The following is a 17,743-nucleotide window of genomic DNA, read 5'->3' on the forward strand; positions in this document are numbered from 1 at the left end:
CCGTACTGTTTTAGATTGATAATATATATTTTCATACTTAGATTCCATTATTATGTATAATAAAGTTAAAAAAATAATGACGCCACTTATGGAGAGTGTATTATGTCAAAAAATGATTCTACCAATTTCGTTTTACATGCAAAAAGTGACCAATTTTACTGGGAAGGAATTGGCCAACTGTCCATAAAAACATTTTCAAATGGTAAAGCCCATTATAAGACTAATAAAGGCATGTTTGCTGTTGAAGAAAGTAGATACCTACTCCTTAATAAAGGTTCATACACAATTTCAATTGATGAAACGAAGGATGTGGAATCTTTTTGTATTTTCTTTAAAGATGGGTTTGAAGCCGAGGTCTTTAATTCATTAAAAGAAACAAACGATAATCTTCTAAACGATCCATTTATGGATACGAGTTCTATTGTTTTTTTTGATAAAACCTATCATAAAAATAATACTTTATCTTTTCAACTTGAAACTTTCAAACATATTTTACCTAGTCTCGAAATTAATTCTGTTGGTTATGAGGAACAATTTCATAAGTTAATGCAATATATTTTGAATGAACATTTTAATACATACAAGGAAGTTGAATCTTTAAGTGCAATAAGGACCTCTACACGTGAAGAATTATATAGAAGGATATGTATAGCCCATGATTACATAAGAGCTTATTATGACAAAACTATTAAATTAAATGACATTGCACGAATTTCTTGTCTATCTCCAAATCATTTATTAAGAACATACACACAAATATATGGTAAAACTCCTCATCAGCATATTTCAGAGTTTAGAGTAACAAAAGCAAAACAACTATTATCAGAATTAAGTAATAATATGACCGATATAACCTTTAAACTTGGATTTCAAAATCCTGTATCCTTTAGCAAAATGTTTAAGCAACATGTTGGCATATCTCCTAAAGAATATCGAAAAAAGGTGATATTGGATAAGAAAAATTAGGTAAAATAATTTATCCTTTTAATAATAAGATATTTTGAAGGGAGCAAATTTTTATGGAAACTAATATAATCCAAAAAATTGGACAAATTGGAGTACCTGTAAAAGATTTAAATAGAGCACTAGATTTTTATAAAGAAAAATTAGGTCTCTCACTTTTGTTTAACACTAATAGTATGGCATTCTTTGAATGCAACGGATTGCGTCTCATGTTAACACTTCCAGAAAAAGAGGAATTCGCTCTTTCAAGTTCAGTAATTTATTTTGAAGTAAATAATATTAAAGATACTTATGAACACTTATTAGGTAAAGAAGTTACTTTTATCGACGAACCACATGTTGTAGCTAAAATGGGACAAACAGAAACATGGATGGTATTTTTTCAGGATACTGAAGACAATACTCATGCATTGCTGAGTGAAGTAGAAGCTTAAGAAAAACAAAAGGAGACCGTCTAAATAACCCGCATGGTCTCCTTCATTTTATGTTAGCCTATGTAGTACTTCATAATCTAGAGTTAGTTTTTAACTTTACTACTTTTTTATAGAGTAGTATTTTTTATGATATCACCGTAACAAAAACGACCATTATTGTTACAATAATTAGTAATAAACTTTTAGTCTAATTAACTTGCATAACGAGCGTAACAAAAATATGTAACAATATTATTTGTAACAATATCCTCATTGAATCGTTTTTGATACAATTTTTAGTAAGGGAGATGATAAACATGAAGTTTGGTTATATGCGTGTTTCTACATTAGACCAAAATTTGGATCGCCAAAAGAAACAACTTGAAGAGTTTGGATGCGATCGTATTTTCTTCGAAAAAATAACCGGTACAAAACGAAACCGTCCAGAGTTAAATAGTATGCTAGAATTTCTTCGTCCAGAAGATACAATTGTTGTAACAGATTTAACTCGATTATCACGTTCTACAAAAGATCTCATTGAAATCACGGAACATATTTCTCAAAAAGGTGCTCACTTGAAAAGTTTAAAGGAATCATGGCTCGATACAGCAACAGCACATGGAAAAATGTTATTTACTATTTTCGCTGGTATTGCTCAATTTGAACGAGATTTAACTTCTGAGCGGACCAAGGAAGGGATTCAGGCTGCAAGGAAGCGAGGGAAACATCCTGGAAGACCAAAAATGGATGAGGAAAAGATTGATTATGCTTTATATCTTATTAATCAAGGTATGAGTCGTACAGATGCTGCAGAGAAAGCCGGTATCTCTAGAATGACTTTGTATCGCAAGATGCAACAAGATACTATGGCCAACTGATAATCTAATGAAGAAACTGAGTAGTTAAATTAAATAGTTTACAAAGATGTTAGCATGACAAGAAAATACTTCAACCTAACATCCATTGAGCTACGGCATCCTATAGACAAGGTATTTTCTTGTATTTTAGAAAGGAGAAAACTATGTCTTCAAAACGTGCAAGAGAATTATTGACGTCAGAACAGCGTTTAGAGTTTGCATCTATTCCAGAACAAATTAGTGAGTATGAATTAGGAAGTTACTACACCTTGTCCCCTCATGATATAGAAATTATCAAGCGTCATCGTCGAGATCATAATAAGTTAGGATTTGCTTTACAGCTTTGTGTATTGAGATTTCCTGGTTGGACCTTATCAGATATTCAACATATACCCGATTGTGTTGTGAATTATATAGCCAAACAACTCCAAATTAATGCGAAAGAAATACATATATATGCAGAACGTGAGCAAACGAAACATGAGCATCTCGAAGAAATTAGAAGAGAATATGGATTTCGGAACTTCACCATTCGTGAATATCGTGTTGTGTCTCAAGTCTTATTACAATATGCATTAGAGAATGGGAATGCTCTACATTTAATTCAGATAACCATTGAAGAATTAAAAAAGAGAAAAATTATTTTACCAGCTATGACAACAATAGAACGAATGGTATGGGAAGTTCGAAGACGTGCAGAAGTAAAGATTTTTCGATTACTTAATTCTTCTCTAGCTATGGAACATATTCAAAAATTAAACTGTCTTCTACTTCCGATGGAAGACAGTACCAAAACATATTTGGCATGGTTGCGAGAAATACCAAGCTCTCATTCCCCCGATTCTTTTCTCAAAGTAGTTGAAAAACTTGAATATATTCGAAATTTACAATTGCAAATTGACACAAAGACCTTACATCCAAACAGATTACGACAATTATCTAAAATTGGTTCAAGATATGAACCCCACTCTTTTCGAAGGTTTGATGATTCTAAAAAATATGCTATTTTGGTTGTTTATCTTCTAGAATTAATTCAAGATTTGACGGACCAAGCATTTGAGATACATGATCGTCAGATTATGTCTTTATTATCCAAAGGAAGAAAAGCGCAAGAAGAACGACAAAAACAAAATGGGAAATCAATTAATGAAAAAGTGGTTCACTTTGCTAACCTCGGAGAAGCGCTCATTAAAGCTAGAGATGAGGGTACAGATCCTTATATAGTATTAGAAATGATAATGCCTTGGGAAAAGCTAGTTCAATCTGTAGAAGAAGCAAAGCAATTAGCACGTCCAATCGACTATGATTATCTAGACTTATTAGAGAAGAAATTCTACACATTGAGAAAGTATACACCCCTCTTGTTAAAATCATTTGAGTTTCATTCTACGAAATCAGCAGAGCCCTTAATTCGTGCAATTCACACGGTTAGAGAAATGAACGAAACAGGTAAACGGAAAGTACCGGAAGGTGCCCCTCTTGATTTTGTATCAAATAGATGGCAAAAGCACGTATATGATGAAGATGGAACCATTAACAGGCATTATTATGAAATGGCTGTTTTAACTGAACTACGAAATTCTATTCGGTCAGGCAATATATCTATTAGTGGTAGTAGACAACATAAGGATTTTGATGAGTACCTTATTTCAAAAGAAGAGTGGAACGAGATTCAGCCTGGAACATCCGAGTTAGCTGTTAGTCTATCTGCTCATGAATATTTAGAAGAACGAACATCTTCATTATTAAAACGCTTAAAATGGGTGTCAAATCATATAGGCGAATTAAATGGGGTAAGTTTAGAGAATGGTAGACTGCATTTAAGCCGTTTGGAAAAAGATACACCACAAGAAGCAAAAGAATTTAGCTCATCTCTTTATGACTTACTTCCACGTGTGAAGCTCACTGACTTATTAATGGAAGTAGCTCATTGGACCGGTTTCCATGAACAGTTTGTTCATGCTTCAACCAATCGTATTCCAAATGAAGAAGAAACCACTATTCTAATGGCTGCGCTTATGGCATTGGGAACAAACATAGGTATGACAAAAATGGGTGAAGCTACACCTGATATTTCCTATAGACAAATGGCAAATGCAACACAATGGAGGTTATATGAGGATGCAATGAGTAAAGCACAATCTGTACTCGTTAATTTCCATCATAAATTATCTCTTTCCTCCTATTGGGGAGATGGAACAACATCTTCATCAGACGGCATGCGTGTGCAAATTGGTGTTTCTGCACTTCATGCAGATGCTAATCCTCATTATGGTACTGGAAAAGGTGCTACAATTTATCGTTTTGTCAGTGACCAATTTTCAAGTTTTTATACAAAGGTTATTAATACAAACGCTAGAGATGCTGTACATGTCATTGATGGACTCCTTCATCATGAGACAGATTTAGCGATTGAAGAACATTATACAGATACAGCCGGTTATACTGATCAAGTTTTTGGTTTAGCCCATTTACTTGGTTTTCGTTTTGCACCGCGTTTACGAGATCTAGCTGACTCAAAGCTTTACACGATAGGAAAATCTAGTGATTTTCCACAAATAGAAAAATTATTGCGCGGTCAAATCAATATAAATGTTATTCAAAAAAATTACGATGATGTATTACGATTAGCTCATTCTATTCGGAAGGGTACTGTATCTGCTTCTCTTATTATGGGAAAGCTTGGTTCTTACGCTCGGCAAAATAGCTTGGCTACAGCACTTCGTGAGATGGGAAGAATTGAAAAAACAATTTTCATTTTAGATTATATCTCAAGTGAAACATTAAGAAGAAAAATTCATCGTGGATTAAATAAAGGTGAAGGTATGAATTCTTTGGCTAGATCTATTTTTTTCGGAAAACGTGGCGAATTGCGTGAACGTGCGCTTCAGGATCAACTTCAAAGAGCTAGTGCATTAAATATTATTATTAATGCCATTAGTATATGGAATACGGTATATTTAACCAAGGCAATAGAATATAAAAAAGAGAACGGTGTCTTGCATGAAGAATTGCTACATCATATTTCACCGCTTGGCTGGGAACATATCAACTTCCTTGGTGAATATAAATTCAAATTTAAGCAATCAACTACATTAGAAACATTACGACCACTCCGAAAATAAAACACAAAAGCCGAAATTCCTTAACGTGGGAAAATCGGCTTTTTACCTTCCAAAAAATGTCTTAGCGTGGGTTTTATGTCATTTGGTTGGCGGGACCCCTTATAGTTAATTAATCCTGAATGTCATTATATATTTTTCTGTAAGAATGCACCATTCTTCTCTATTTACCTATACTTATATTTTTATAAATTATTACGATATAAATATTGATTTAAAACATTTTGTTCGAAATAATAAATTAGGATTTTCAGGGGTTAAGATCGTTATTTATTCTCCTATGATGAATTCACAAAATTTTCAAACATTAAAAGTGCATACGTTAAGATTTGGTATATAATAAAATCAACCCGTGGTTATAGTGTTTGCTCCGATTCAAATTATGAGATAGTTTGTGTTAAATTTTTTACATTATCTAAAAAAGAACTTGTAGGGATTCCTACAAGTTCTTTTTGCTTTTCTTATTGTATTAGAAAAAAGCCCTTTAAATATAGCAGAAACATAAATAAAGTATATATCTCTAATTTACTAACTAAAATTTTGTGATGCAATTAATGGAGTAGAAGCTATGAAGAAACATGATATTAAGTATCTTTCATTTTATAAACTTGCCAAACAGTATGAAGAAGTAAAAAAAGGGAAACCTAACATATAATTTATGATGATTCAGGGGGTACCAAATGGAGCATAAAACAAAAGTAACAATTGGGGATTATGTTCAATTTTTATCTCGTAAAAATCCTAATTTACAATTAACCGGATATGTAGTGAGTGTTCTACAGAATACAATTGTTGTTGATATTACAGAGATAATGGGAAGTGAAGTAGATGATTTTAGGCAAGTAGTAAAACATGGTTGCTATAATAAAGTGGTTCATAAGCAAATCAAAAATAATGTTTCATAAAAATTGCGCCTAGATATATCTAGGCGCAATTTTTATGGTGAGTAGTTCAATTTATTATTTTACATCGAGAGAGGCAATCTATTTCAATTATCTATATTGCTTTATATAAATGAATTTTCCAAGCGGATGTGTTTGATGTAAATATTTTTTCAAGAGATAAATTGTTTTCTGCTGCATTTTCAATTGGAACAGCAGAAAGTATGTAACGACCATCCATTTTTTTGAAGTGTTCTATATTTAGTTCTGCATTTCTTAAGCGTTTGTTTGATTTTTTTGTAAACATATAGTGTTTTCCAAGTTCATCGGTGAAAATATAACAGCGGCCACCCCATTCGTCAAAATACGTACGAATCGTTTTATTCTTCGCTAGTTCCTTCTCGATTATTTTTCGAAATTCATATTTATATGATAGAGGATAAAAATTATTATATGTATCAAGTGTGTAGAATCCATTGTACTGAGCGATAGCAGGATGTAAACCAATACTAGCGACACGGTACTGTTCCAAAGGTAAATCGATATACTCTTTTATCTCCTGGAATTGTTCTTCTGCAAAAAATTCCTTTACTGAAGGTTTATTTTGAAAAATAAGTTCTTCATTAAAAAAGCTTAACAAAATAATTTGAGCTACCACAAAGCCTGTTACAGCGTGTCTCCATATTTTCCCTTGTAACCATAAAACTTTTAATCCAAGAGCGAATAAAACATAGATAACTAACGGGCGTAAAAAATGATAACGTGCAAAATTAAATGTATCTAAAATGTGAAAACGTTTTGTTAATGGAAGCCAACCTTTATAAAACCAAAAAGCATACCAAATTGACAACGCTATGTTAAACCAAAACAAAAAAACAAAGACTTTTTCTTGCTTCCATTGTTTCTTAGTAATGATAAAATACATCGCAATAAGTATGACAGGTAAAATAACAAATGTATGGACTGTCATGACATGAGTATGTCCGAAAAGGAAATTTTTCAATGTGAGGCGGAGAGACCGCCATAACGATAATCTTGCATGAAAATATTCATCTCTACTGTTAGGTGCAGTAGATAAAAAGAAGGAAGATACTATGCGATATTCTACAATCATGTAAATGAGCGTCATATAAATAATTGAAAAAAGAAAACGAAAGTTCCATTCTTTTTTTATTACTAAGTCCACTAACCAAAGGACTCCCATTCCACTTAAAAAAAAGAAAAAACCTAAAACAATACTCGAATATAGAGGAATAAGAGTGAGTACGAAATAGTTCTTCCACGACCTTTCTCCTTTTCGAATATTTAAAAATGCCCAAAGTGCAAGAGGCATTCCGAGAGTACTAAGCATTCCTGAAGGCCAGAAAGGAGTAAGTGCAAAAGCTAATGAAACTCCTACTGCAATGATCCTCCATTCCTCTCTAGGTAAAAAATGTTGTTTTAAAAGAACATACATCCCTATAAACGCAACCACTCTTGTAATCGTTTGACTTAATGCATACGCAACCATATTTGGAAAAAAAGCATACAACCAAACGATACCACTAAATTCCGTACTAAATGCGTTTCTTGACAATTGATTGTTTATCACCTGTGGAATGGTAGCATCAATTGGACCTATTATCTCTCCGCTCCTTGCCAAAACCTTATACCAGGACAAATTGGAATCAAGATTATCATGAACGCGAATATGCGCATTTTCTCCAAGAATAAATAAAGGAGACAAATAAAGAATGAGTATGATTGCTGCAAAAACAAGTAACTTTATTTCTTTGTTATTCTGGTTTAAAAACATTGAAGGCACCTCAAAAAAATTTCAAAAAGTTTATTTATAAAATTTCCTAAACGAAAGAAATTATCCCTGGTTAATAAGATGTTATGATTTTTTTGTAAATAAGAAAATTCTTGTATACACTTAAGCGTAGAAGAGGGAAGAATACCAGAGGAAAATGAATCTATTTCTTGATTTTGATTAGTTTTATAAAAAAGAAAATTCTTAACAGTTAAGTCGCTCAAAGACTAGATTGTAGACATTATTTAATCTAAATAAAGAAAAGAATTATGGCAGTGAAAACCACGTGCTACAATTCTTTTTAGTATATTTAAGATTTTTTCAATTTGTCTTTATCGTCTACAGCTATATCCTCTTCTATATTGACAGTCTCTTTTACAACATAGATTGGTCGATTCTTACTTTCGTCATAAATACGAGCGATATATTGACTGACAATACCAAGACCAAGAAGTTGCACGCCACTGAAGAATGTGATAGCAACCATAAGAGAAGCCCATCCAGTTTGAATGTCTTGTCCAATAAATTTAACAATAACTGAGTATATTAAAACTGCAATAGAAATTAATACAGAAATTAAACCTAAAGTCATAACCATTCTTAATGGCTTTGTAGAAAATGCAATAATACCATCTGAGGCAAATCTCATCATTTTCTTTAAGGGATATTTTGTTTCACCCGCAAAACGTTCATTTCTTACGTATTCGATATATGTTTGGCGGAATCCAATCCAAGACATCATTCCACGTACGAAACGATTTCGTTCTGTCATTTGTTTGAATACATCTGCTACTTTACAATCAATAAGACGGAAGTCACCTGCGTCTTTAGGAATATTAATATCAGACATGACATTTAAGAAGCGGTAGAAATATTTAGCTGTTACAAGTTTAAACCAAGTTTCACCCTCACGCCGTTTTCTTTTTGCGTAAACAACCTCATAACCTTCTTCCCATTTCGCGATAAGTTCTGGGATGACTTCAGGTGGATCCTGTAAATCAGCATCAATGATGACCATAGCATCACCTTTAGCAACATCAATTCCTGCTGTTACAGCTATTTGATGTCCAAAATTACGAGCAAAGTTTATGATTTTAGCACGAGAATCTTCGGCTGAAATACCTTTTAAAATTTCAATCGTTCGATCGGTACTACCATCATTTACAAAGATAAATTCATAATTAATATTATTTTGTAGCATAACAGATTTTAAACAATTATAGCATTCTTGTGCTACTTCTTCTTCAAAATACATAGGAACGATAATTGAAATAAGTTTCTCCAAGCTTTTATCCTCCTTGTAGTAGGGATTGGTTGAATTATTGCAAATGATTTTGTTTGTTGAATGTCCAAAGTTTATGAAGAGAAAAATTCATTATCATGCCAACACTGATAGAAAAAAGTTGTGAGATAAACTTATTGATAAAAAGTTTATCAACTAATATGAATAAGATAATTGTGTTAAAAATTAATACAATTAAATTTACGGTTAGAAATTTTAAAAATAATGATACCTTTTTATTTTTAAATTCAAAAACCCAATTTTTATTCCAATAATAACTGTTAATAACACCAATTAAATATGCAAAGCAGTTAGCGATAAGGTAATTTATACCAATATTAACTAAAGCTATGTAGCTAATCATTGTGATAAGTGTATTTAATATTCCTACCAAGCTAAACTTTAAAAATTTCTTCATAATGTAGTATCCTCATTTTTATTAAAGATATAAAAATATATAATGATAATTTGTAGTTTTTTTGTATGAATTAATGATTACTTTAAGGGTTTATTAGGGATTACTATTTCTAAAAAGAAGATTGTACATTTAGACATAAATGAACCGGTTCCCTGTAAGATAAAGAACCGGCTATCTATTTACTGTTGTTTTGATGGGATTTGTGTCTTGTAATGGTGGTGATTATTAGTTTGGTTACCATGTCTCTCTTGGTTGTTAGGCGTAATTTCATCAGCAAATTCCATATTTGCTAAATTTACTTTGGATGGAATAAATGAACTTGTTTTATTTTGAAAACCTTGGAACGTATGTTTTATAGGTTTCATCATACTTGAATTACGTGTTGCCAATAACCCTAAAACTGTTCCTAATCCTAGTAAAGAAGCCCAAATCCATCCTTTATTGTTCTTCTTTTTATTTCCGAATAACTCAAGTATTCTTTGGATTATTTCCCTATAATTCAATGATGACATCAAAAAGTTAAGTATATTCAATTTTGTCCCCCCCTATAAAAAATCGTAAAAAGAAACACAAGGTTAATTTCCACATTATTTATAATGCGATATTTTATAGAAATTTATGATACCAACTTATACTAATAATTCTTGATTTTTAAATTGGAATCCTTAATGCTTTTTAAGTGTTTCAAAAGGTTACACTTTTAAAACCTGTCTAATAAAGGGTGGTTCTTGCGTTTATAAATCTATGAAAATATTTTTATAAACGTTTACTAAAATCGTCATACCTTTAGAAACTAAATATAGTAAAATAGTAGAAGAAAATATATCTTCTGGAGGAAGTTCATTGTGAAGATCGGTTATGTTCGCGTTTCATCTACAGATCAGAATGAAGAACGTCAAATCAAAAAAATGTTAGCTTTAGGCATCGAAGAGCGAATGATCTTTGTTGATAAACAAAGTGGAAAAGACTTTAATCGCCCCAGCTACCAGACGATGAAGCGTATCCTGCGGAAAGGGGATCTCCTTTATCTGGATGCCCTAGATCGATTGGGGAGGGATTACGAAGGGATTATCTATGAATGGAAACACATTACAAGGAACATTCAAGCAGATATTGTCGTGTTGGAAAACGAAACGTTATTTGATAGTCGTAAATATAGAGAGATGGGAGATATCGGAAAGTTAATGGAAGATCAGTTTCTAAACCTTCTCTCTTATGTGGCCGAACAAGAACGAAAAAAAATCAAACAGCGCCAAGCCGAAGGCATAGCGCTCGCCAAATCTCAAGGTAGACATTTGGGACGACCAAAGCTTAATTTACGGACCCTTTCCCATGAACAGCGCCAATTATTAGATTCTCACTATCCGAAGTGGAAAAATAAAGAGATCACGGGCGTTGAGTTCATGTGTTTACTTGGGTTGAAAAAGAACTCATTTTATAAAGTAGTCAGGGAATTTGAGATTGGAATATGAATATGGAGAATAATACAACTACCCAAAAACGGTTGAGGATTCTTAGCGAAGATGAAGTAAAGATCATTTATGACAGACCAGGTTTCTCATACGAAGATCGCTGTTCTTATTTTTCTCTTTCACAGCCAGAGAAAGAGCTGCTACACACATTGCGTTCTGTCAAATCTAAGGCTTATTTCGTTTTACAACTGGGTTATTTCAAAGCCAGACAACTATTTTTTACATTTGACCTCCATGAGGTAGAAGAGGATCTTCAATATATTCTGAAGGAACATTTCAACAACAGTCAAATTGATGACTTGAGTTCAATTGATAAGTCCACTAGGTTAAAACAACAACAATTGATTCTTAAATTATTTAACTACCACAGTTGCGGTGCCGAAGAACGGCGTAAGATGGAGGAAAAAGTTCAAAAGTCTGCGGCGTTTTGTGGTAAGCCGATTTACATCTTTCGAGAAATCATGAATTATTTGTCTGAAAACTGCATTGTTGTTCCTGGCTATAGTTTTATGCAAGATATGACAGGACAGGCAATAACCCATGAGCAAAACCGATTAATTTCATTGATGCAGGATCATCTAAAACAGAATGATATGGAATCCTTAGATCGATTACTTGAAGATTCTTCAGGGCTGTATGAAATAACACTACTGAAACACGAACCGAAAGACTTTAGCGCCACTGAAATAAAGCTTGAAATGAATCGTGGTAAACAAATACAGCATTTATATTACCTTGCTCAAGAACTGTTACCAAAGTTAGGTATTTCCAACGAAAGCATCAAGTACTATGCTTCATTAGTAAGTTACTACTCTGTCTACAAGCTCAAACGGCTGAATGTATGGATTGTTTATGTCTATTTGTTATGTTTTGTATCCCATCGTTATCAACGGATGCATGACAACCTGATCAATACCCTCATATATAGTGTAAGGGGGTATGCAGATGAAGCTAAATTAGCAGCAAAAGAACGAGTTTACGAGTGCTATACAGAGAGTAATCAAGACATCAAAAAAGCAGGGGAACTGCTTAAAATATTCACTGATGATCATATTCCTGCCAATACTCCCTTTAGGGATATTCAAGACCGTGCATTTACTATTTTGGAACGTCAGAAACTGGAATCCGTAGCCAAACAGATTACTACAAATATAAAATATGATGAAACTGCCTTCCAATGGGAACATATTGGTCAGCAGGCACGACGATTTAAACGTTATTTAAGACCTATATTTTTGCAGGTTGATTTCGTAGCTCCTTCACCAAATGATCCATTAATTAAAGCAGTGAATTTTATGAAAACTGCTTTTAATAAGAATAAAGCGTTAGGACAATATCACTCAGATGATTTGCCAAATGGTTTCATATCCGATGGTGTGAAGCGTTATATCTATGAACAAAAAACAATTTTAGCAGATCGATATGAATTTTTAGTCTATCGCCTCCTACGCAACCGTTTGGAAGCAGGAGATATTTTTTGTCGTGATAGTATCCGATTTCGCAGTTTTGAGGATGACCTGATCAATGATCGTCAATGGGAACAGAAAGAAATGTTGATCGCTGACACTGGTCTGACGATTTTCAACCAACCCATTCATAGTCATTTAGTGGAGCTTGAGAAGCGATTAGAAGATCGCATTACTAAAGTTAACCAGAGTATTTCATCTGGGAAAAATGAGCATCTTCAAATCAAAAAACGGGGTTCACATACCCGATGGACATTACCTTATACTCGTGACACAGAATCTATTAATCACTCATTCTACGATACATTAAAGCAAATAGACATTAGGAGTGTCTTGCATTTTGTTCAACAGCACTGTCAATTCCTTGACTCATTTGAGCACATCTTGGGACGTTATGCCAAACAGAATAAAGACAATCGAATTCTTGTCGCCTGTCTGATTGCTTGGGGAACCAACATGGGGTTAGGGAGAATGGGGGAAATTTCTGATATTAGCTATCCGTTACTGGCTGCCACATCTGATAACTTTATTCGTCTGGAGACTTTAAAAGAAGCGAATGATTGTATCAGTAATGCAATAGCCAAACTCCCAATCTTTAAACATTATGACATTGGGGAGACGATTCATTCTAGTAGTGACGGGCAGAAAGTTGAGACTCGAATCAATACCATTAATTCCCGTCATTCACCTAAATACTTTGGTCTTGGTAAAGGGATTGTTTCCTACACAATGGTAGCCAACCATATCCCTGTTAATGCTCGAATTATTGGGGCCAATGAGCATGAAAGTCATTATGTATTTGATATTTTATTTAACAACACAACTGATATTCAGCCTGATGTGCATTCCACGGATACACATGGAACCAATGAAGTGAATTTTGCTATCCTGAACTTTTTTGGTTATCAGTTTGCGCCTCGCTACAAGGATATTCACGATAAGGTCAACAAATCTCTTTACGGATTCAAACATCCAAGCCAATATGGAGATAACCTGATCAAGCCAGTTCGAAAGATTAATACGAATCTTATTATAGAGGAATGGGAAAATATTCAACGAATTATGTTATCCCTTGCAGTTAAAACAACCACACAAAGCATTATTATTGGTAAGCTAAGCGCTTATGCACGGAAGAACAAAACCAAACGTGCTTTATGGGAGTACGATAACATCATAAGAAGTCTATATTTTTTGGATTATATTGATTCTCCCCCTTTACGCCGGAATGTTCAAAAGGCATTAAATCGAGGGGAAAGTTATCATAAATTACGCAAAGCAGTATCCTTTGCCAATTTTGGAAAATTACGTTTCAAAAATGAAAATGATCAACATATTTGGGGCGAATGCAGTCGCTTACTCTCCAATTGCATTATTTATTACAATGCCAGTATTTTATCTAATATGTTGGCTTACAGAGAAACAAAGGCTCTAGATTCGGATGTTATGAAAAAAATATCCCCAGTTGCATGGCAACATATTAACTTCTATGGAAGATACGAGTTTAATATACAACAAGAGTCTGTTGATTTGGATGCAATTATTCAAGAATTAGCCCAATTAAACGTAATATCGGAAACAGAGTAAGCGATGTTTAAGGAGTACTTCCCTAATCTTTCAGTGAGGTACTCCTTATTCCACCTTTTCGGGGGGATGGGCAAAAACACCCAAAGTGTATTGTCTCTTTGAGGATAAAGCTTTAGCGAGGATGGACTAGCACCGATTTGTTTTGATATATAATGTATGACTGAATCCGGGATGTTTTTGATATGAGTGTATGGCCAACCGGGATATCGAAGAACAGCTAATTGAACGGTGAACCCTAAACGGTTTTCTTCTCTCCTTCGCTTATTGATAATTTCTAAATCCCGTTTGGAAAAAGTGTAGTAGGTTCCTAGCACCCACTCGTCTTCAGGAATTTGCATAAGGACCTGTCGCTGTTCCGATGTAAGCAATTCTCTACCTCTCGCAACTTTCATACAGTATCATCTCATTTCTGTAATTGTTCAGTTAATTAGTTCAATTATAAATCAATAGAGTGTACTCTATTGATACAATTATAGTAGACTGATAAAATCATAGTTAAGAGTGTCTCATAAGACTTATCTCAAAAATGAGGTGATATTTTGCGGAAAATTGGTTATATACGTGTCAGTTCGACTAACCAAAATCCTTCAAGGCAATTTCAGCAATTAAACGAAATCGGGATGGATATTATTTTTGAAGAAAAAGTTTCTGGTGCAACAAAGAATCGCGAGCAACTTCAAAAAATGTTGCAGGATTTACAGGAAGGCGACATTATTTATGTTACAGACTTAACTCGGATCACTCGGAGTACGCAGGATTTATTTGAATTGATTGATTTAATACGAAGGAAAAAGGCAAGCTTAAAATCACTCAAGGATACATGGCTAAATTTATCAGAGGATAATCCATACAGCCAATTCTTAATTACAGTAATGGCTGGTGTGAACCAATTAGAGCGCGACCTTATCCGTATGCGTCAACGTGAAGGGATTGAGTTAGCAAAGAAAGAAGGAAAGTTTAAGGGGCGTTTAAAGAAGTATCATAAAAATCACGCAGGGATGAATTATGCAGTAAAACTATATAAAGAAGGCGGCATGACTGTAAATCAAATTTGTGAAATTACTAATGTATCTAGGGCTTCATTATATAGAAATCTATCGGAAAGAAACAAATAGTTTGTCCTGATTCTATCAAAAGGTGTATTTTTTCACCAACATTTTTAGGCATGAAATGTCGGTAATTATTATCTATTTTGTTTTAAAGTAAATATTGAAAGGGAGTAAACTTATGGATTGGCTAGAAAGAATGAACAATGCGTTAAACTACATTGAAAATAGCCTGGATGAAGAAATAGACTACAAAGAGATTGCAAAAGCAGCTAACTGTTCTGAGTTTCATTTTTCAAGAATGTTCTCTTCAATCTCAGGTGTATCGCTATCAGAATATATTAGACGAAGACGGTTAACACTTGCAGCATTTGAAATTCAAAAAAGTGATATTCGGATCATCGATGTGGCAATTAAATATGGTTATATTTCTTCTGATACTTTCTCACGTGCTTTTCAAAAAATGCATGGGGTAACCCCTTCCAATGCTCGTAATAGAGGGGTACAGTTAAAAGCCTTTCCCAAAATTTCCTTTCAAATTTCTATTAAAGGAGATACCGAGATGGACTACAGAATTGAAAACCTTGATTTTGAATTAAGAATTGTCGGAAAAAGCAAGCCAGTAAAAACAAGCAGAGCATTTAAAACAATCCCTACGCTTTGGAACACTGCGAAAAAAGATGGATTTATGCAAGAACTAGTAGATATGTCATGGGAAAATCCAAAATGCACGCTTGAAAGCCTTCTGGGGGTTTGCGGAAAAGAAGCTGCCATCACAGATGAACAATTTTCCTATTTCATGGGCGTAAGATACGATGGGGAATCCCCAGAAAATATGGAGACGCTTATTATTCCCGCAAGTACATGGGCAGTTTTTCCGAACATAGTGGATGCATGGAAACGTTTATATTCCGAGTGGGTCCCTACCTCCGAGTATGAACTTGCAAATTTACCGTGTATAGAATGTTATTACGGTCCGAAGCATAAACCAAGACACGAACTCTGGGTCCCTGTTATCCCGAAGTAAATTACATATTCAGTAATAGAATGCTGTTTATGGAGTAACGAAAAAAGAGCCTAATTTCTCAATTTAGGTGATGGGAAATCAGGCTTTTTATATTGGAAATTCCTTATCGTTGTAAATCCGCATTTTCCTGACGCCACCCCGTTATGTACGCGTCAGTTCGACTAGCCAAAATCCTTCAAGACAATTTCGGCAATTGAACGAAATTGGAATGGATATTATTTATGAAGAAAAAACTTCAGGAGCCACAAAAGATCGTGAACAACTTCAAAAAATGTTAGAGGATTTACAGGAAGGTGACATTATTTATGTTACAGATTTAACTCGGATCACTCGAAGTACGCAAGATTTATTTGAATTGATTGATTTAATACGAAATAAAAAGGGAAGCTTAAAATCACTTAAGGATACATGGCTAGATTTATCAGAAGATAATCCATATAGCCAATTCTTAATTACGGTAATGGCTGGTGTTAACCAATTAGAGCGAGACCTTATTCGTATGCGTCAGCGTGAAGGAATTGAGCTCGCAAAGAAAGAAGGGAAGTTTAAAGGACGGTTAAAGAAATATCATAAAAATCACGCAGGAATGAATTATGCAGTAAAGCTATATAAAGAAGGAAATATGACTGTAAATCAAATTTGTGAAATTACAAATGTATCTAGAGCTTCTTTATATAGAAAGCTATCGGAAGGAAAAAAATAAGCATTCATTACTTATATTAAAAATTTCCGGGGATTGTGAAACAACGTACCTAACCAAGCAGGCTATTTCTATAAGGAAGTATCAATATTTGTTTATCTAACTAGGCACGATCATCAAAGGGTTCCGAGTACATTTTAACGGAGATATACGCTAAACTCAGATTTAAAGCAAGGCTGTATTTTCCGAGAACACTTTATAAAAAACAACCTTAGTCAATCACAAACGAAGGTTGTTTTTATAAAGTCATGGTCTAATTAAAACAATTGCTGTCCCAAGAGCATACTTGAGACTGAAAAGGCACCAGCAGGTGGTAAAACATTAGTATATATGGGAGGTCCCAAACGGGTTGTAAAGGTTGTAGCAATCCAATTTCCGTATTCACCAGCCAGCAAAGAGGGAGGTTTCATTATAAACCGTCCACTTAAAATGAAATGCCGAATGCTTATAGCGGTCTCATCAATTATTGTCAAGTTGCCAAAAAAGGAGGCATATGGTGAATCGAAACTTATTTGTTTAGCGCTTTCGTCCCAATACCCATTAATCGGAATAGGTATACCACGAAAATTAACTGTACCTACTACTTTGTTGTCTACAATGGAATCAATGGTAAGTATACCTCTAATAATGGATCTCCCCGCAATAGAAGCATCAATCCCCCATACGGATGGAAAGGGGATACTAACTTTGGCTGTCTTTGGAATTTTCAAAATTAACCTC

15 protein-coding genes and 1 pseudogene are annotated in these 17,743 nt (G+C 33.9%); 10 read left to right on the forward strand and 6 right to left on the reverse strand.

Annotated features, from left to right (window positions below; translation table 11 throughout):
* The first annotated feature begins 102 nt into the window (after positions 1-102).
* The 5 genes from QCI73_RS28440 to QCI73_RS28460 all read left to right on the forward strand — a co-directional run bounded on the left by QCI73_RS28440 (position 103) and on the right by QCI73_RS28460 (position 6,260).
* Positions 103-966 (forward strand): helix-turn-helix domain-containing protein, encoded by an 864-nt coding sequence (locus tag QCI73_RS28440; RefSeq protein ID WP_000041618.1) that lies wholly within the window; start codon positions 103-105, stop codon positions 964-966.
* Positions 967-1,019: 53 nt separating this feature from the next.
* Complete coding sequence (locus tag QCI73_RS28445) at positions 1,020-1,397, forward strand: VOC family protein (protein ID WP_353824146.1); 378 nt, start codon at positions 1,020-1,022, stop codon at positions 1,395-1,397.
* Between the two features lie 296 nt (positions 1,398-1,693).
* Entirely contained in the window at positions 1,694-2,254 is a 561-nt protein-coding gene (locus tag QCI73_RS28450; RefSeq protein WP_000668449.1) for a recombinase family protein, read from the forward strand.
* A gap of 143 nt (positions 2,255-2,397) precedes the next feature.
* Positions 2,398-5,358: a Tn3 family transposase gene (locus QCI73_RS28455; RefSeq protein WP_200730593.1), complete on the forward strand. Its 2,961-nt coding sequence runs from the start codon at positions 2,398-2,400 to the stop codon at positions 5,356-5,358.
* Between the two features lie 677 nt (positions 5,359-6,035).
* Entirely contained in the window at positions 6,036-6,260 is a 225-nt protein-coding gene (locus QCI73_RS28460) for a DUF2187 family protein (protein ID WP_000400418.1), read from the forward strand.
* A gap of 91 nt (positions 6,261-6,351) precedes the next feature.
* On the opposite strand, the gene QCI73_RS28465 is transcribed toward QCI73_RS28460, so the two are convergent.
* The 4 genes from QCI73_RS28465 to QCI73_RS28480 form a co-directional block, all read right to left on the reverse strand.
* Positions 6,352-8,031, reverse strand: coding sequence for a DUF6044 family protein (locus tag QCI73_RS28465; RefSeq protein WP_000479589.1), 1,680 nt, complete (start codon positions 8,029-8,031; stop codon positions 6,352-6,354).
* Between the two features lie 307 nt (positions 8,032-8,338).
* Positions 8,339-9,313, reverse strand: a complete 975-nt coding sequence (locus QCI73_RS28470) for a glycosyltransferase family 2 protein (protein ID WP_000413109.1) — start codon at positions 9,311-9,313, stop codon at positions 8,339-8,341.
* A gap of 34 nt (positions 9,314-9,347) precedes the next feature.
* Positions 9,348-9,728 (reverse strand): GtrA family protein, encoded by a 381-nt coding sequence (locus tag QCI73_RS28475; RefSeq protein ID WP_000714042.1) that lies wholly within the window; start codon positions 9,726-9,728, stop codon positions 9,348-9,350.
* A 179-nt stretch (positions 9,729-9,907) separates the two neighbouring features.
* The gene (locus tag QCI73_RS28480) at positions 9,908-10,261 is read right to left on the reverse strand and encodes a hypothetical protein (RefSeq protein WP_001023789.1); all 354 of its coding nucleotides are present in this window, start codon (positions 10,259-10,261) and stop codon (positions 9,908-9,910) included.
* A 312-nt stretch (positions 10,262-10,573) separates the two neighbouring features.
* Here QCI73_RS28480 and QCI73_RS28485 point away from each other — a divergent pair, with 312 nt between their 5' ends.
* Together QCI73_RS28485 and QCI73_RS28490 are read left to right on the forward strand one after the other, a co-directional pair.
* Entirely contained in the window at positions 10,574-11,200 is a 627-nt protein-coding gene (locus QCI73_RS28485; protein WP_000690663.1) for a recombinase family protein, read from the forward strand.
* Positions 11,201-11,202: 2 nt separating this feature from the next.
* Entirely contained in the window at positions 11,203-14,250 is a 3,048-nt protein-coding gene (locus tag QCI73_RS28490; protein ID WP_061130348.1) for a Tn3 family transposase, read from the forward strand.
* Positions 14,251-14,321: 71 nt separating this feature from the next.
* Here QCI73_RS28490 and QCI73_RS28495 read toward each other — a convergent pair.
* Positions 14,322-14,642 (reverse strand): annotated as a pseudogene (locus tag QCI73_RS28495) (DUF4158 domain-containing protein); the annotation flags it as partial.
* A 147-nt stretch (positions 14,643-14,789) separates the two neighbouring features.
* On the opposite strand from QCI73_RS28495, the gene QCI73_RS28500 reads away from it, so the two are divergent.
* The 3 genes from QCI73_RS28500 (at position 14,790) to QCI73_RS28510 (ending at position 17,026) form a co-directional block, all read left to right on the forward strand.
* The gene (locus tag QCI73_RS28500; protein WP_001226074.1) at positions 14,790-15,365 is read left to right on the forward strand and encodes a recombinase family protein; all 576 of its coding nucleotides are present in this window, start codon (positions 14,790-14,792) and stop codon (positions 15,363-15,365) included.
* Positions 15,366-15,477: 112 nt separating this feature from the next.
* Positions 15,478-16,323 carry an AraC family transcriptional regulator gene (locus QCI73_RS28505; protein ID WP_000383881.1) on the forward strand — a complete coding sequence of 282 codons (846 nt, stop codon included), beginning with the start codon at positions 15,478-15,480 and terminating at the stop codon, positions 16,321-16,323.
* A 127-nt stretch (positions 16,324-16,450) separates the two neighbouring features.
* Complete coding sequence (locus tag QCI73_RS28510) at positions 16,451-17,026, forward strand: recombinase family protein (protein WP_033656251.1); 576 nt, start codon at positions 16,451-16,453, stop codon at positions 17,024-17,026.
* A 254-nt stretch (positions 17,027-17,280) separates the two neighbouring features.
* Here the strand turns inward: QCI73_RS28510 and QCI73_RS28515 are convergent, their stop codons facing one another.
* The gene (locus QCI73_RS28515) at positions 17,281-17,733 is read right to left on the reverse strand and encodes a hypothetical protein (RefSeq protein WP_000701228.1); all 453 of its coding nucleotides are present in this window, start codon (positions 17,731-17,733) and stop codon (positions 17,281-17,283) included.
* Between the last annotated feature and the right edge of the window lie 10 nt (positions 17,734-17,743).

It is taken from the genome of Bacillus cereus group sp. MG16 (assembly GCF_040459875.1).
GTDB lineage: Bacteria > Bacillota > Bacilli > Bacillales > Bacillaceae_G > Bacillus_A > Bacillus_A paranthracis.

Excerpts from the sequence above, each read along its gene's own strand:
- QCI73_RS28490 (WP_061130348.1), top strand. The coding sequence starts at position 11,203 with ATGGAGAATAATACAACTACCCAAAAACGGTTGAGGATTCTTAGCGAA.
- QCI73_RS28445 (WP_353824146.1), top strand. The coding sequence starts at position 1,020 with ATGGAAACTAATATAATCCAAAAAATTGGACAAATTGGAGTACCTGTA.
- QCI73_RS28455 (WP_200730593.1), top strand. The coding sequence starts at position 2,398 with ATGTCTTCAAAACGTGCAAGAGAATTATTGACGTCAGAACAGCGTTTA.
- QCI73_RS28440 (WP_000041618.1), top strand. The coding sequence starts at position 103 with ATGTCAAAAAATGATTCTACCAATTTCGTTTTACATGCAAAAAGTGAC.
- QCI73_RS28460 (WP_000400418.1), top strand. The coding sequence starts at position 6,036 with ATGGAGCATAAAACAAAAGTAACAATTGGGGATTATGTTCAATTTTTA.
- QCI73_RS28450 (WP_000668449.1), top strand. The coding sequence starts at position 1,694 with ATGAAGTTTGGTTATATGCGTGTTTCTACATTAGACCAAAATTTGGAT.
- QCI73_RS28475 (WP_000714042.1), bottom strand. The coding sequence starts at position 9,728 with ATGAAGAAATTTTTAAAGTTTAGCTTGGTAGGAATATTAAATACACTT.
- QCI73_RS28465 (WP_000479589.1), bottom strand. The coding sequence starts at position 8,031 with ATGTTTTTAAACCAGAATAACAAAGAAATAAAGTTACTTGTTTTTGCA.
- QCI73_RS28505 (WP_000383881.1), top strand. The coding sequence starts at position 15,478 with ATGGATTGGCTAGAAAGAATGAACAATGCGTTAAACTACATTGAAAAT.